Raw genomic sequence first — 13,526 nt, 5'->3', positions numbered from 1 at the left:
GGGCCGGTTCCCTTTATTTTCCGCCGCGATTGTCCCCAACTCCTTGGCAGACAAGGCCACTCGGCGTAATCTTGGAACAAGCGTTCCAGGATTACGTATCGGCGAAACGAGTAGGCCGGCCATGCCTGACATCAAGCACTTCAACCCCGACATCGTGCTCGACGACGTCATCCAGGTCTTCTGGCGCCAGGGCCTGCCCACGACAGGCATCCAGGCCCTGGTGACCGCGACCGGAGTGAGCCGCTCCAGCCTCTATGCGACCTTCGGCAACAAGGACGGCCTCTACGCCGCGGCACTGGACCGCTATATAGCGCAGCACTCGATACCGGCCTTTGCCCATCTGTCGTCGACAGCTTCCGGACTGACCGCGATCGAGGAGTTCTTCGCCGGGCTGATCGACGTCCGGTGCTCCGGCCCGGTCGCCGGCTGGGGCTGCATGGTCACCAATGCCTACGCCGGCCCCGAATGCGCCGACCCCGGTATCCGCACCGTGCTCGAAGAGCACCACACCACACTCCAATCGGCCCTGCGCTCGGCCCTCGCCACCGCCGCCGATCTGGGACAACTCCAGCCGTCCACCGATCTCGATGCCGCCGCGGCGGTGCTGGCGACCCTCGCGTACGGCGTCAATCTGCGCTCCCGCGCCGGCGCCGACGCCGAGGCGCTGACCGACACCGTGACCGCCGCCCTCGCCCCGCTGCGCGCTCATCCCTCACCTCAGGAGCATTCACCGTCATGAGCCTCAACGACGAACTCACCGCGTTCTTCCGCACCCTCTACCCCGAAATCCCGGCCGCCGCCCGCGAGGTGATGGAGCGCGCCGGCCGCGACCTCGCCGCCTCGGGCCAGGCCGACCGAGCCCTGCAAGTCGGCGACACGGCGCCGCACTTCAGCCTCCCCACCGCAACCGGCGAGACCGTCAATCTGGACACCCTCCTGAGCGCCGGTCCCGTCGTGCTCACCTTCTACCGCGGCGCCTGGTGCCCGTACTGCAACTTCGCACTGCGCGCCCTCCAGGAGCAGACCGACGCCATCGCCGCCCACGGTGCCCAGTTGGTGGCCGTGTCCCCGCAGATCCCCGACGAGTCCCTCACCCTCGCCGAAAAGCACGCCCTGACCTTCCCCGTCCTCAGCGACCTCGGCTGCGACACCGCCAAGCAGTACGGCCTCAGCTTCGACCTGCCCGACGACCTGGCCGCCGTCTACGACTCCTTCGGCTTCGACCTCCAGCGCGTCAACGGCGGCCACCCGCGCACCCTGCCCCTGCCCGCCACCTACGTCATCGACCGCGACGCCACCATCCGCTGGGCCTTCATAGACACCGACTACACCACCCGCGCCGAACCGTCCGACGTCCTCGCCGCCCTCGACGCGTTGCACTGATCCGCACAAGGTCTTCGGGCGCGTTTTGACGGGAAATTGATCGCCTCGGCCCGGCGCCCCAACTCGCCGCCATCCCGCCATAGGCCGCCGTCCACCGGGGCGCTATGGTCGTTTTCCAGGAACGTAACGGGGGAGGGCAGCCGCCAATGGCACAGGACGATGCCGTGATCGGCTGTACGGGAGTGCTGCTGATCGGCACTCGTGGGGCTGCCGGTCCCGGTGAGGTTCTGGTGCGGGTCAGGGGTGGCACCGAGGCCTTTGTCGCCTGGTCCCCCGAGCCCCTTCCGGTAGGGGCGACCGTGCTCGTGATCGAGTCCCGTGGCAATCGCCAGGTCGACGTCATGGAGTGGGCCGATCCGTTGGACGCGTTGACCGGCGATGCCGGCAACGCCGGTTGAGGAGACAAAGGATGTTCGGTTACCGCGTTCCTGCCCCTGATCAAGCCATGCTGATCTCGGGAGGCAGGCGTGGACAGGGCGGCGCGCCATTCCGAGTGGTCACCGGGCACGGCAAGTTCGTGCTGCCGGTCTTCCGCAAGGTCCGCTTTCTGACGCTGGCGATGTGTGAGGCCGAGGTCGCCGAGAAGTGCGTGACCAGGCAGGGCATCGCCCTCACGGTCCGCGCCGTGATCGCGTTCAAGGTCGGCAACGACACCGAGAGCGTCGTCAACGCCGGTCAGCGCTTCCTGTCCGACCAGGAACAGATGTCGGTACTGACCGGCCGTATCTTCGCCGGTCATCTGCGCTCCATCATCGGTTCGATGACGGTCGAGGAGATCGTCACCGAGCGGCAGAAGCTGGCCACCGAGGTCCTGGAGACATCCAAGACCGAAATGGCCAAGATCGGCCTGACCGTCGATTCCCTCCAGATCCAGTCGATCGACGACGGCGACACCGGCTATATCGAGGCGATGTCCGCCCCTCACAAGGCGGCGATCCAGCGACAGGCGCAGATCGCCCAGGCCCAGGCCACCCAGGCCTCGGTCGAGGCGCAGCAGGCGGCCGCGCGTAATCAGGCCGAATACACCCGGCAGACCGCCGTCGTCCAGGCCGAGTACACCGCCGAGGTGGACCGTGCCCAGGCCCGTGCCGCCCAGGCCGGCCCGCTCGCGCACGCCCACGCACAGCAGGAAGTCCTCGCGGCACAGACCGAACTCGCCGAGCGCGCGGCCCAGTTGCGCCAGCAGGAACTGGTCGCCGAGGTCGTCAAGCCCGCCGAGGCGGAGGCCGAGCGCATCCGGCTGCTGGCCCTGGCCGAGGCCGAGCGGATGAAGATCCAGGCCGAGGCCGCCGCGTCCTTCGACCGGGTGGCCCTGGACCGGATGCTGATCGACCAGCTCCCGCAGATCGTCAAGGAGGCCTCCGCCGGCCTCGCCAACGCCAATGTCAACGTCCTCAACGGCACCGACGGCCTCGGCGAGATCGCCGCCGGCCTGGTCGGCCAGGGCCTGACCATCCTTGACTCGGTCCGCCGCAATCTCGGCACCCCCGAGGGCCAGAACACTGCCGACAAGAACGGCGGCACCAGCGCCCCCAAGAACCAGGGCCACAGCGGCCGGGTCGAGATCGAGTAACCGGTCCGCACAGCATGACGGGGCGAGGGCGACAACGGCCCTCGCCCCTTCGCGTTCCAAGGGCGGGGCCCCGACCCGCTCCACCGAACACACCCTGGGGACAGCCCCGCCCCGCTCCACCGAACACACCCTGGGGACAGCCCCGACCCGCTCCACCGGTCAGGCCTTACGCCCCCCGCCCCGCAGCCGGTCCTCCTCCGCATGCTTGTGGCGGGCGTGCGACACCAGATGGTTGAGCACGGCGACGGTGGTGGCGATATCGGCGTCGTCGAAGCCGCTGAGGGCCTCGCGAAGGCCGGCCTGGCTGGTGTGTTGAAGGCGGTTGAGGACGGCCTTGCCGTGCGGGGTGATCGCCACTTTGCGGGCGCGGCGGTCGAGCGAGTCCGGAGTGCGTTCGACCAGGTCCTGGGATTCCAACTGGCTGATCTGGCGCGTGACATGAGGGGGTTCGACCATCAGCAGAGCGGCCAGATCGCCGACCCTGCTGATGCCTCCGCTGTCGTCCAGGGCCATCAGCAGCCAAAGGTCGGAGCGCGCCGCCGTGACACCCGCCGCGGTCGCCTGGCGTTCGTGCGCCCGGGAGCGGGTGAGCAGGTAGGACAGCGTGGCCAGCACTCTTTGCAGTGCGGCGGTGGGGTCCTGGTCTCTTGCGGGGTCCGGCATGCAGGCACTTTAGCGGCCCGTGAGAAACCGGGATCCGCGCTGCTGTACGCCGGTTCCGCACGGATCTCCGCCCGGTTTGAGCCAACCTCGCGCACGCCTTGATCTCACCTTCCCTCCCCCGCTCGGGGTGAGTTAGCGTATCGAGGACTTAGTTGCTTAACTTAGGTAACTAATTAGGCTACCGAGCCTGCCAGGGCCGTCATGACTGCCATGACTGCCATGGCTCTCATGACTGCCCTGCCCGTCATGCCTGGCATGCCCGTCGAGGAGAGGCGCCACCCGCACCGTTCACCACGGCAGTGCCGTGTCCCGATCGTGGAAGGACCAGCCGAATGACGACTGCAGAACGTATCGATGTGGAACGCGACACCGGCACGGCCGAGCGCCCCGCCGCCCTCGCCGTACCGGCCGCGCGGGCCGGCGGCTGCCCCTTCGATCCGGCACCCGGCGTCGAACGGGCGCGCCGCGAGGACCCGGTCACCCGCGCGACGCTGTGGGACGGCTCCTCCTGTTGGCTGGTGACCCGGCATCAGGACGTACGCGAGGTCCTCGGCGACCCGCGGTTCAGCGCCGACGCCACCCGCCCGGGATTCCCCTTCCTCACCGCCGGCGCGCGGGAGATCGTCGGCAGCAACCCGACCTTCATCCGCCAGGACGATCCCGACCATGCGCGGCTGCGCCGGATGCTCACCGCCGACTTCATGGTGAAGAAGATGGAGGCGATGCGCCCCGAGGTGCAGCGGATCGCCGACGAGCTGCTCGACCGGATGACCGACGGACGCACCTCGGCCGATCTGGTCGCCGAATTCGCGCTTCCACTGCCGTCCCTGGTGATCTGCCTGCTGCTCGGCGTCCCGTACGAGGACCATGAGTTCTTCCAGGAGCGCAGCCGGACCCTGCTCAGCCTCCGTTCGGCGGCCGAGGACGTGCGCACCTCCTCGGCCGAGCTGCAGGACTATCTGATCCGGCTCGCCGAGTCCAAGCGACAGCGGCCGGACGACGGCATCGTCAGCCGGCTGGTCGCCCGCGGCGAACTCGACTCCGCCGACATCGCCTCCATGGGGCGGCTGTTACTGGTCGCCGGACATGAGACCACCGCGAACATGACCGCGCTGTCCACGCTCACCCTGCTGCGCAACCCCGAGCAGCTGGCACGGCTGCGCAACGACCCCTCGCTGATCAAGGGCGCCATCGAGGAGCTGCTGCGCTATCTGACCATCGTCCACAACGGCCTCCCGCGGATCGCCACCGAGGACATCGCCCTCGGCGGCGCCACCATCCGCGCCGGCGAGGGCGTGCTGTGCACCATCAACACCGCCAACCGCGACGAGGACGTCTTCCCCGGCGGCGACACGCTCGATGTCGGCCGCGACGCCCGCCGCCATGTCGCCTTCGGCTTCGGCGTCCACCAATGCCTGGGCCAGCCGCTCGCCCGGGTGGAGCTGCAGATCGCCCTTGAAACGCTGCTGCGCCGGCTGCCCGAGCTGCGGCTCGACATCCCCTTCGAGGACGTCCCCTTCCGCCATGACATGGGGATTTACGGGGTGTATGCGCTTCCGATCGCATGGTGAGCGGCGCATGCGGCGAATGCGGCGAATGCGGCGCATTCCGTAACGGCCACCCCGAAGGTGCCCGCCACCCCGGCCATTCCCGCCACCCCGGCGGTGCCCGCCCTCCCACGTCCTCCCGCCCCTCTTCACCCCGTCCCTCATCCTCTTCAACCCGTCCGTCACCGGCCTCCAGGAGCCGGGCCGCCCATCGTGGGGAGAACCATGCGCGTTCACATTGACCAGGAGAAGTGCTGCGGAGCCGGAAGCTGTGTGCTGTCGGCGCCCGAGGTGTTCGACCAGCGCGAGGAGGACGGCATCGTGGTCCTGCTCGACGCCGAGCCACCGGCCGAGTTGCACGATGCGGTGCATGAGGCGGCGGCCATCTGCCCCGCCGCCGCGATCTCGGTGGAACAGGTCGAGCGGGTCTAGGGACCGCCCGGCGTCCGGCGCTCGGCGCTCGGCGCTCGGCGGATCAGGGTCGGACAGGCGCCCGGGACAGCCCGGCCCACCTGCCCGGCCCTCCGCCGCCTTCGCACAACGCTCGACGAATCGTTTCGCCAACACCCCATCGTGTGACGGCGTACATCACCGGGCGTGCGCACGGGCAGCTCACCTTCCGCACGAAGTCACAGAACGGAACGGAAGGGACATCTCATGCGTCTTCGCCACACCGTCACCACCGCCCTCGGCGCCCTCACCCTCGCCCTGGCCCTGCCCGCCTCCCCGGCCGGCGCGGCCACCGGCCCCTTCACCTACGTCTACAACGACTCGAACGGCGCCCCGCACATGGGCGCGCTGGTGGACCCGCCGAGCCAGACCTGCGTCACCCTGCACGAGGTGGGAGGCGAGTGGCTGCCACCCGCTCACTCCCCGAGGAACTACACCTCCTCGACCGCAACGGTCTTCACGGGCGCCGGCTGCACGGGCGACTACTTCACCCTCCGCCCGCACGACGGTCACGCCTCCGAGCGGCTGAAGCTCCGCTCGGTGGTCTTCTCCTGACCCGACGCCGGCAGCCGCGGCGCCTCGGCCGACAGTGACCCCGGTTCGGCGTGGTAGGTGATCACCTGCCGGTCGGGGTCCGCGGGCAGCGTCAGGCTCTCGTACGCGAGGGGAGGGTGAGGCGGCCGACCAGCGGAAGGTTGACGACCTTGACGCCGAAGCCCTTGTCCTGGACGTCGTGCGCGGCCCCCGGCTGCCGGAACTCGGGGCTCTTGAGAGAGAGTTGACCGATCAGCGAGGCCATTTCGGGGTCGTCCGGATTGCGCCCCGTGCGTCGCGTCGTAGATAACCGACGACATCGGCGTCCTTGGCGTCCCGGTTCTCGTACAGCTCGCGGGCCGCGGGGTCCAGGAACACATGCCGGACGGAGGTAGTACGCGACGCTCACCCCGGCCGGCTGCGCCGGCTCCTCCCCGCGCAGCCCCGGCAAGAAGGTCGCCGCCGTCGGCCTGATCCAGCACCGCAAGTCGTTCGCCGGCTCGATGCTCGGCGGCATCCCCGAGACGCAGGAGGTGCTCGACTTCTGCGGTGAGCACGGGCCGGCCGCGGACATCGAGGTGATCAGCGCGGACCGGATCAACGAGGCGTACGAGCGGGTGCCGGCGAGCGATATGCGCTACCGCTTCATGATCGATACGTCCACGATCTGATCCCTGGACCGCCCCTTTCCGGGTCTCCCGGCCCCCCGTTTCCGTTTCCGTTTCCGGTTCCGGTTCCGGTTCCGGTTCCGGTTCCGGCTGCCAACTCCGGGCCAGGGCGTCAGCTCTCCGGCGTGAGGCCCAACGAGCGGATCAGACGGGCCAGTTCCTCGCGGTAGAGCTTTTCCGGGGCAGGGGTCTGGGTGAGCAGATGGCCGTAGATCTCCAGTGAGACCAGGCCGTGCAGATGACCCCAGATGCGCAGGGCGAGGGCCACGGCGGCCGGCGGCAGGTCGGGGAAGGCCGCGCGCACCTTGTCGACGAGGCCGGCGTCGAAGTCCGACCACTGGAAGCCGCTGCCGGCGTGGAGGGGTTCGGCGTGCGGCCAGGCGTCCGCCGCGAGGCCCGCGAGGCCGGTGCACACCCGGTGTGCGGCGTCGGGAGCGGCGCCGCCCTCGGGCGCCTGGTAGCCGGGTACGGGATCGCCGTAAATGAGGCGGAATCCCTCGGGGTTGGCCAGCGCCCAGGACCGGAAGGCGTCCGCCCACGCCAGGATCCTGGCCACCGGATCCTCGGCGGGGGCGGCGTTCCAGGAGGCTTCCACGGTGTCGGCGAGCGAGGTGTACACGTCGGCGATGAGCGTGGTGACGAGGTCGTCGCGGGTGGGGAAGTAGCCGTAGATGGCGTTGGCGGTCATGCCCATCTCACGGGCGATGGCCCGCAGGGTGATCGCGCCCGGCCCGCCCGAGGACATCAACGCGAGCGCAACCTGCTTGATTTCGGCCGTCGTCTCGGCGCGCAGCCGTTCGCGGCGCCCCCTGGTCTTTCCCTCAGCTCCCACGGCGGCCACTTTACAGCGTCACTTTCAGGCATTGCCGTGCGAAAACTTCACACCGTATAGTTTCCGCACGCCATAAACGGCGCTACGCAAGGGAGAGCCATGCACATCGGAGTCATCGGCGCCACGGGGAGCATCGGCCGGCGCGTCGTCACCGAAGCCCTCGGCCGCGGGCATCAGGTCACCGCCCTCACCCGCGATGCCGCACGCATCAGCGAGGACCGGGACGACATCGTCTGGAAGAGCGTCGATGTCCTCGACGCGGACAGCATCACGGCCGTCCTGCCCGGCCTGGACGTACTGATCAGCGGCTTCCAGCCCGGCAACGGCGCCAAGGACATCGCGGACACCGTCCGGCGTTCGATCGCCGATCCGACGGTCTACGCAACCGCCGCGCGGGCGCTGCTGAAGGCGCTGGATACCCGCCCCCGCACCCGCCTCATCATGATCGGCGGCGCCGGCAGCCTGGAGATCGAGCCCGGACTCGTCCGCGCCGATTCCGACGCGCATCTGCACGAGAGCCTCGATCTGCTCGGCCTTCCGCGGGAGTACGCCGCAGCGGTGCGCGGACATCGGGACGCCCTGAACGTCCTGCGCACCTCCAACCGGCTGTGGACCTACTTCAGCCCGGCGGAGGACATCGCCCCCGGCAAGCGGACGGGCCGCTTCCGGATCGGCGGCGACCAGCCGGTGCTCGACGCCGACGGACGCAGCCGGATCTCCATCGAGGACGCCGCCGTAGCCCTCGTCGACGAGGCCGAACTGCCACAGTTCGTCCAGCGGCGCTTCACGATCGGCTACTGAGAGGGGTACGTCTTGCCGTACATCCGCGCAGGTGAGGACGGTAACGCCGGCGACGACACCACCGGCGTCGAGCTCTACTACGAGGACCAGGGGTCCGGAGCGCCCGTCGTCCTGATTCATGGGTATCTGCTGAACGGACGCTCATGGCGGCAGCAGACCCGGGCACTGCTCGACGCCGGGTTCCGCGTCATCGCCTATGACCGGCGCGGATACGGCAGGTCCGCCCACCCCCACTCCGGCCACGACGCCGACACCCTCGCCGCGGACCTCCACTCGGTGCTCACCGCACTCGATCTGACGGACGCCGCGCTGGTCGGCTTCTCCATGGGCACCGGCGAAGTCGCCCGCTACCTGAGCACCTACGGCTCCGGCCGGATCGCCAAGGCCGCGTTCCTCGCCCCCGTGCTGCCGTATCTGGTCCAGGGCCCGGACAACCCGGAAGGTGTGGACCGTGCGGAGTTCGAGCGGGCGCACGCCACCCTCGCACAGGACCGGGAGGCCTTTCTGACCACCTTCTTCGAGGACCTGTACCACCTGGACGAGACGCTCGGCAGCCGGATCGACGAGGCGGACGTGCAGGCCCACCGGGCAGCCGCGCGGAGTGCGTCGCGGCGGGCCACCGAGGGGGCGATCCGGCCCCTGCTCACCGACTACCGCCCCGACCTGCCGGCCGTCGACGTACCGGCGCTGATCCTGCACGGCACCGCCGACCGCATCACACCGGTCGCCGCCTCGGCCCGCCCCCTGCGCAGGATGCTGCCGCACGCCCGGTACGTCGAGATCGACGGTGCCCCGCACGGCCTGCTGTGGACCCACGCCGAAGAGGTCAACCGACACCTGGTGACGTTTCTGACGTCGCCCGCTGCGCCCGCCACACCGCGCGCGACGGCCACCAGCTCGCCCGGCCCAGAAGGGTCAGGGCCGACGGCAGGATCAGCGCGCGGATGACGAAGGCGTCCAGCAGGACCGCCACCGCCAGGCTGAAGCCGATCTGCTTCATCTCGGCGAGGTGCAGGAACATATAGCTGCCGAAGACCGTCACCATGACGGCTGCCGCGCTGGTGACGACCTTGGCGGAGGCGCCGATGCCGTGCAGCACGGCCTGCCGGGTGGGTACGCCGCCGAGCGCCGCCTCGCGAATACGGCTGACGACAAAGACCTGGTAGTCCATCGACAGCCCGAAGAGGATCACGAACAGGAACAGCGGTACCCGCGAGCCGATGGCGTTGGTCGCCGCCGGGTCGACGCCGAACAGGGTGCTCGCCAGGCCGTGTTGGAAGAAGATCACGACCAGGCCGAAGGAGGCGGCCACGGAGAGCAGATTGAGCGCGACGCCGAGCAGGCCGATGACCACGGAGCGGAACACCAGGGTGGTCAGGAGGAAGGTCAGCAGGAGCAGCGCCCCGACGACCACGGGCAACTTGGCGTCCTGGTGGGCGAGGTAGTCGGTGTCGTGCGCGACATCGCCGGTGACCGCGAACTCCGCGCCGGCGACCTTGCCGACGGTGGCCGGCAGATAGTCCGTACGGAGCCGGTCGAGCGAGGCGATGGCCTCGGGCGAGCTGACTTTGTGCGGCGAGGAGAGTTCCAGGGTGGTCGTCCGGTGGTCCGGGGACGTGCGGAGGTGCGGGGCCGCGCCCCTGGTGAAGAGCGGGTCGTTGTGCGTCCGGGCACTCAACCGGCGCAGGGACGAGGCCACGTCGGCCGCCTGTGCGGCGGTGGCGCGGACCACGATCTGATGCTCGACGCGCAGATCGGGGAAGGCCGCGGTGAGACGGTCGTAGCTCTGCATCGTGGGGATCTCGCGGGAGTGGCTGTCCTCGTTGAGCACCCGCAGCTGCATGCCGAGGGCGGGCGCCGCGAGGCCCAGGAGGAGAAGGACGGAGACACAGAGGGTGGCCGCCGGGTGCTTGCCGGCCGGCCGGAGCAGCGCGCTCCAGATACGCCCGGTACCGGCCGTCCGGTCCTGCGAGGTCGTCGCGCGCCTCGCGCGCCTCGTGCGCTGCTGCCGGCGGACCGCACGGCGTTCGGTGCGCTGGGCGATCTTGACCAGGAGTGCGGGCAGCGCCGTCAGCGAGCTGAGCACCGCGGCCAGTACGACGATGATCGTGCTGGTCGCGAGCGAGGAGAAGACGACGTCGGTGGCCAGGTAGAGGGTGGCGGTGGAGACGACGACCGCGAAGCCGGAGACCGCGATCGCCCGGCCGGAGGTGGCGGCGGCCAGCTCCACCAGCGCCTCGGGCGCGAGCCGGCCGCCCGAGCGGGCCCGCTCCTCGCGTTCCCGCTTGAGGTAGAAGAGGGTGTAGTCGACGCCGACGGCCATGCCGATCAGCAGGATGACGTTGGTGCCCACCCCGGCGTCCGGCAGGACGTGCGACACCACCATCGACAGGCCGATGGCGGCCGCGATCGAGGTCAGCGCCAGCAGCAGCGGTACCGCCACCATCAGCGCGGAGCCGAAGACGGCCAGCAGGGTCAGCAGGGTGACGGGCAGGGCGATCGCTTCGGAGAACGACAGGTCCTCGTCGCGCTGTGTGTCGAGGCCGACGCTGATCGACGGGCTGCCGGTCTCCTCCACCCGTAGCGAGGGATGGCCGCGCTGGGCGGCCGCGGTCTGGGCGGCGAGCGGTGCCACATGCTCCTTGCCGTCCGCCTCCGCGCCCTTCATGGTCACCTCGACCCGCAGCGAGCGGCCGTCGGCCGAGCGGAGCGGGGGCGCGACCCGTGCCACCTCCGGCAGCTTCCGCATCCGGGCGGTGATGTCCCGTACGGCCGCGTCGGCGGCGGCTTCGTCCAGCGGGCCGGACCGCGCGGAGATCAGCACCTGTTCGACCGGCGCACGGCCCAGATGGCCCTCGTCCGCCAGGTTCTCGGCCCGGCCGGCCTCGCCGACGCGGTAGTCCTGCGCGGTGGCGTGATGGGTGCCCATCGAGATGCCCACCCCCAGGCACAGGACCACGAACGCCAGCCATCCGGCCAGTGCGCGCCAGGGATGCAGCGCGCTCCAGATCGCCACCCGGACGGTGAGCGGTCGCTTCTTTGCCGGCCGGTCTCCCGTCCCCCGGCTCCCCAACGGCCGTTGATGCACAGCCATGTTCACTTGCCCAGCTCCTTCGACGTCATGTCGCGTCCCCCCACTGGTACGCATGTCAGTGAAGACTTACAGGTGTCGTAGCGAAGCGTCAACCGTAAGATTGTGGTGGCCGGAGGGCGGCGGGCTTGCTTGACAGTCCGTCGCGGCATGCGAAAACCTCCGCTGACAGGCGTCCGGAACGGCAAGAAGGTGGGCCATGAACAGCGAAGAGCTGCTGGCCCTGCTGTCTGCCGTGGGCCATGCACAGCGGCTGCGGGTGATCGCCGAGCTGGCCGACGGCCGGCTGTACGTCAGCGAGTTGGCCCGTCGGCTGGAGATGTCCCGGCCGCTGCTCTACATGCATCTGGACCGCCTGGAGAAGGCCGGTCTGGTGGTGGGCCGCCTGGAGCTGTCCGAGGACGGCAAGGCGCTGAAGTACTTCGAACTCGCGCCGTTCGAGCTGAAGCTGAACGTGGCCACCGTCCTGGCCGCCCTCCGGGAGGACCGATCCGGGGCGGCACGGCCGGACGAGCCGGCACCGGCCGGGGGTGCGGGCGGCGCGGGTGAACCGCCCGCCGCGAAGGGGCCGAACGACCTTAAGGGGACACGTACTTGACTCCTCCCCCTCGTAAACGAGGGGGATTCCTAGCTCACGTCGCCTGCGGCTCGGCGGGCCGACAGGTCTTACACGATCAGCACTAGCCGGGTTGAAGACCAGCCCGGACCAGCATCACGCGGGCGGAGTTCTTATCCCTGGGGGATACGGCTCCGCACGCGGTGCAGGCATAGGTTCTCTCGGAAAGAGGTAGTGCGTGCTTGGTTCTCGCTCCGCACTGCGCGCAGTCCATGGTGGTGTGCGCGGGGTGTACCAGGTGCACGGCCCGCCCGTGCTTGCGGGCCATCTCGGCCAACGCCGCCTTGGTGGCGCCGATCGCGGCGTCGGCGGCCTTGCGGGCCATCGAGGACTTGGCAAGGAACTTCGGCTTGAAGTCCTCCACTGCCAAAGCGTCATGGTCACGGACAACGCGCTTAGCCCTTCCCCAAGCTCTCGAACTCCGCTCGAGCAGGGGAGACCCCATTCGGGCGGTGTCCTGACGCTGCCGGGCCACCTTCTTGGGGAGTTTCGCGGTCTGCCGCTTCGCTTCGCGGTAGCCCTTCGACGCGGCCTGTCCCTTCGCGGGTTTGCGGCGGGCCATCATCCGCTGGTACTTCGCGAGGCGCTGGGCGGCATTCTTCCCGTGCTGCGGGTGGGGAAGGTCGTGGTCGTCGCTGGTGGTGGTCGCGGTCTCCTTGACGCCCCAGTCGATCCCGATCACACGTCCAGTGGCGGGCAGGGCCTCGGGCACGGCGGGGACGACGAAGGAGGCGTACCAGGCGCCGGCACTGTCGCGGTACACACGCACCGAGGACGGCGGCTTGGGCAGGTCCCGCGACCACACCACCCTCACCACGGTGCCGCCCGCGAGGTGCAGGCGGCCATCCTTGAGACGGAAACCCCGCTTGGTGTATTCGAGGGTGGGGAGCGCTTCGCGCTTCTTCTTGTACTTCGGCATCCCCGCCCGCTGCCGCATCGGCAACCGGGCCTTGATGTCCTTGAGCGCCTTCGCTCGGGACTTGCCGAAGTCTCGAACCAACTGTCCCCCAGCTACCGCTGGGAGGTGCCCCCAGCTGGGGGACACATGCGCCCTCCCGCAGCCACGGGATCCGGGCACGGGCTTCGGTCAGCAACGCGGCGAGCTGCACCGGACCGCACGTACGCTTCTCCGCCCCGTCAGGACGGATCTTGTTCCAAGCACCGACCTGCTTGGACTTGGCCACACACTCGTTCCACACCCACCGGCACCGGTCCCACTCCGCTTCGAGTGCGGCGCGGGCCGTGGACGACACACGAAGCCGGTAGGCGAACCGGGCGTGCCCGTCAGCCGCTGTCTTCGCTTCCGTCGCCATGAACAGCAACCTATCCGGAGGGACTGACAGTTGAGAGCTCCTGGCCCATGTGGAC

Annotated in this window: 14 protein-coding genes and 3 pseudogenes; 11 read left to right on the top strand and 6 right to left on the bottom strand. The window is 69.6% G+C overall.

From position 1 onward, the window contains the following. The first annotated feature begins 121 nt into the window (after nt 1-121). The 4 genes from KI385_RS24335 to KI385_RS24320 all read left to right on the top strand — a co-directional run bounded on the left by KI385_RS24335 (nt 122) and on the right by KI385_RS24320 (nt 2,956). Entirely contained in the window at nt 122-739 is a 618-nt protein-coding gene (locus KI385_RS24335; protein ID WP_238574248.1) for a TetR/AcrR family transcriptional regulator, read from the top strand. Further along, on the top strand, nt 736-1,383 hold the full coding sequence (locus tag KI385_RS24330; protein ID WP_238574247.1) for a peroxiredoxin-like family protein: 648 nt from the start codon (nt 736-738) through the stop codon (nt 1,381-1,383). Before KI385_RS24335 ends, KI385_RS24330 begins: the two co-directional genes overlap by 4 nt. 146 nt (nt 1,384-1,529) lie before the next feature. Beyond that, nucleotides 1,530-1,781: a hypothetical protein gene (locus KI385_RS24325; RefSeq protein ID WP_238574246.1), complete on the top strand. Its 252-nt coding sequence runs from the start codon at nt 1,530-1,532 to the stop codon at nt 1,779-1,781. An 11-nt stretch (nt 1,782-1,792) separates the two neighbouring features. Continuing rightward, nucleotides 1,793-2,956: an SPFH domain-containing protein gene (locus tag KI385_RS24320; RefSeq protein WP_238574245.1), complete on the top strand. Its 1,164-nt coding sequence runs from the start codon at nt 1,793-1,795 to the stop codon at nt 2,954-2,956. A gap of 159 nt (nt 2,957-3,115) precedes the next feature. Here KI385_RS24320 and KI385_RS24315 read toward each other — a convergent pair whose 3' ends face one another. Then, the gene (locus KI385_RS24315; RefSeq protein WP_238574244.1) at nt 3,116-3,619 is read right to left on the bottom strand and encodes a MarR family winged helix-turn-helix transcriptional regulator; all 504 of its coding nucleotides are present in this window, start codon (nt 3,617-3,619) and stop codon (nt 3,116-3,118) included. Nucleotides 3,620-3,951: 332 nt separating this feature from the next. Between KI385_RS24315 and KI385_RS24310 the strand changes: the two genes are divergently transcribed. From KI385_RS24310 to KI385_RS24300, 3 genes are all read left to right on the top strand, one after another. After that, entirely contained in the window at nt 3,952-5,190 is a 1,239-nt protein-coding gene (locus KI385_RS24310) for a cytochrome P450 (RefSeq protein WP_238574243.1), read from the top strand. A 201-nt stretch (nt 5,191-5,391) separates the two neighbouring features. Beyond that, entirely contained in the window at nt 5,392-5,598 is a 207-nt protein-coding gene (locus KI385_RS24305) for a ferredoxin (RefSeq protein WP_238574242.1), read from the top strand. Between the two features lie 225 nt (nt 5,599-5,823). After that, nucleotides 5,824-6,171, top strand: coding sequence for a hypothetical protein (locus KI385_RS24300; RefSeq protein ID WP_238574241.1), 348 nt, complete (start codon nt 5,824-5,826; stop codon nt 6,169-6,171). A 91-nt stretch (nt 6,172-6,262) separates the two neighbouring features. Here the strand turns inward: KI385_RS24300 and KI385_RS24295 are convergent, their stop codons facing one another. Both KI385_RS24295 and KI385_RS44235 read right to left on the bottom strand, forming a co-directional pair. Next, complete coding sequence (locus KI385_RS24295; RefSeq protein WP_238574240.1) at nt 6,263-6,415, bottom strand: MmyB family transcriptional regulator; 153 nt, start codon at nt 6,413-6,415, stop codon at nt 6,263-6,265. Beyond that, complete coding sequence (locus KI385_RS44235; RefSeq protein ID WP_342593469.1) at nt 6,403-6,528, bottom strand: hypothetical protein; 126 nt, start codon at nt 6,526-6,528, stop codon at nt 6,403-6,405. The genes KI385_RS24295 and KI385_RS44235 overlap by 13 nt, the downstream gene beginning before the upstream one ends. A gap of 92 nt (nt 6,529-6,620) precedes the next feature. On the opposite strand from KI385_RS44235, the pseudogene KI385_RS24290 reads away from it, so the two are divergent. Next, nucleotides 6,621-6,821 (top strand): annotated as a pseudogene (locus KI385_RS24290) (alcohol dehydrogenase); the annotation flags it as partial. Between the two features lie 109 nt (nt 6,822-6,930). Here KI385_RS24290 and KI385_RS24285 read toward each other — a convergent pair. Beyond that, on the bottom strand, nt 6,931-7,650 hold the full coding sequence (locus tag KI385_RS24285) for a TetR/AcrR family transcriptional regulator (RefSeq protein ID WP_238574239.1): 720 nt from the start codon (nt 7,648-7,650) through the stop codon (nt 6,931-6,933). Between the two features lie 99 nt (nt 7,651-7,749). Between KI385_RS24285 and KI385_RS24280 the strand changes: the two genes are divergently transcribed. Beyond that, complete coding sequence (locus KI385_RS24280; protein WP_238574238.1) at nt 7,750-8,451, top strand: NAD(P)-dependent oxidoreductase; 702 nt, start codon at nt 7,750-7,752, stop codon at nt 8,449-8,451. 12 nt (nt 8,452-8,463) lie between these two features. After that, a pseudogene (locus tag KI385_RS24275) lies at nt 8,464-9,303 on the top strand (alpha/beta fold hydrolase); the annotation flags it as partial. On the opposite strand, the gene KI385_RS24270 reads toward KI385_RS24275, so the two are convergent. Next, nucleotides 9,278-11,545, bottom strand: coding sequence for an MMPL family transporter (locus KI385_RS24270; protein WP_238574237.1), 2,268 nt, complete (start codon nt 11,543-11,545; stop codon nt 9,278-9,280). The pseudogene KI385_RS24275 and the gene KI385_RS24270 overlap by 26 nt on opposite strands. Nucleotides 11,546-11,741: 196 nt before the next feature. On the opposite strand from KI385_RS24270, the gene KI385_RS24265 reads away from it, so the two are divergent. Next, nucleotides 11,742-12,140 carry an ArsR/SmtB family transcription factor gene (locus KI385_RS24265; protein ID WP_238574236.1) on the top strand — a complete coding sequence of 133 codons (399 nt, stop codon included), beginning with the start codon at nt 11,742-11,744 and terminating at the stop codon, nt 12,138-12,140. Nucleotides 12,141-12,191: 51 nt separating this feature from the next. Here KI385_RS24265 and KI385_RS24260 read toward each other — a convergent pair. After that, nucleotides 12,192-13,471 (bottom strand): annotated as a pseudogene (locus tag KI385_RS24260) (RNA-guided endonuclease InsQ/TnpB family protein); the annotation flags it as partial. Between the last annotated feature and the right edge of the window lie 55 nt (nt 13,472-13,526).

The organism is Streptomyces inhibens (genome assembly GCF_022221585.1).
GTDB lineage: Bacteria > Actinomycetota > Actinomycetes > Streptomycetales > Streptomycetaceae > Streptomyces > Streptomyces inhibens.
The sequence above is the reverse complement of the archived record's forward strand: the minus strand, read 5'-3'. Positions and strand labels throughout refer to the sequence as shown.

Coding starts and splice junctions, on each gene's coding strand:
- KI385_RS24335 (WP_238574248.1), top strand. CDS start 122: ATGCCTGACATCAAGCACTTCAACCCCGACATCGTGCTCGACGACGTC.
- KI385_RS24330 (WP_238574247.1), top strand. CDS start 736: ATGAGCCTCAACGACGAACTCACCGCGTTCTTCCGCACCCTCTACCCC.
- KI385_RS24325 (WP_238574246.1), top strand. CDS start 1,530: ATGGCACAGGACGATGCCGTGATCGGCTGTACGGGAGTGCTGCTGATC.
- KI385_RS24320 (WP_238574245.1), top strand. CDS start 1,793: ATGTTCGGTTACCGCGTTCCTGCCCCTGATCAAGCCATGCTGATCTCG.
- KI385_RS24315 (WP_238574244.1), bottom strand. CDS start 3,619: ATGCCGGACCCCGCAAGAGACCAGGACCCCACCGCCGCACTGCAAAGA.
- KI385_RS24310 (WP_238574243.1), top strand. CDS start 3,952: ATGACGACTGCAGAACGTATCGATGTGGAACGCGACACCGGCACGGCC.
- KI385_RS24305 (WP_238574242.1), top strand. CDS start 5,392: ATGCGCGTTCACATTGACCAGGAGAAGTGCTGCGGAGCCGGAAGCTGT.
- KI385_RS24300 (WP_238574241.1), top strand. CDS start 5,824: ATGCGTCTTCGCCACACCGTCACCACCGCCCTCGGCGCCCTCACCCTC.
- KI385_RS24295 (WP_238574240.1), bottom strand. CDS start 6,415: ATGGCCTCGCTGATCGGTCAACTCTCTCTCAAGAGCCCCGAGTTCCGG.
- KI385_RS24280 (WP_238574238.1), top strand. CDS start 7,750: ATGCACATCGGAGTCATCGGCGCCACGGGGAGCATCGGCCGGCGCGTC.
- KI385_RS24270 (WP_238574237.1), bottom strand. CDS start 11,545: ATGGCTGTGCATCAACGGCCGTTGGGGAGCCGGGGGACGGGAGACCGG.
- KI385_RS24265 (WP_238574236.1), top strand. CDS start 11,742: ATGAACAGCGAAGAGCTGCTGGCCCTGCTGTCTGCCGTGGGCCATGCA.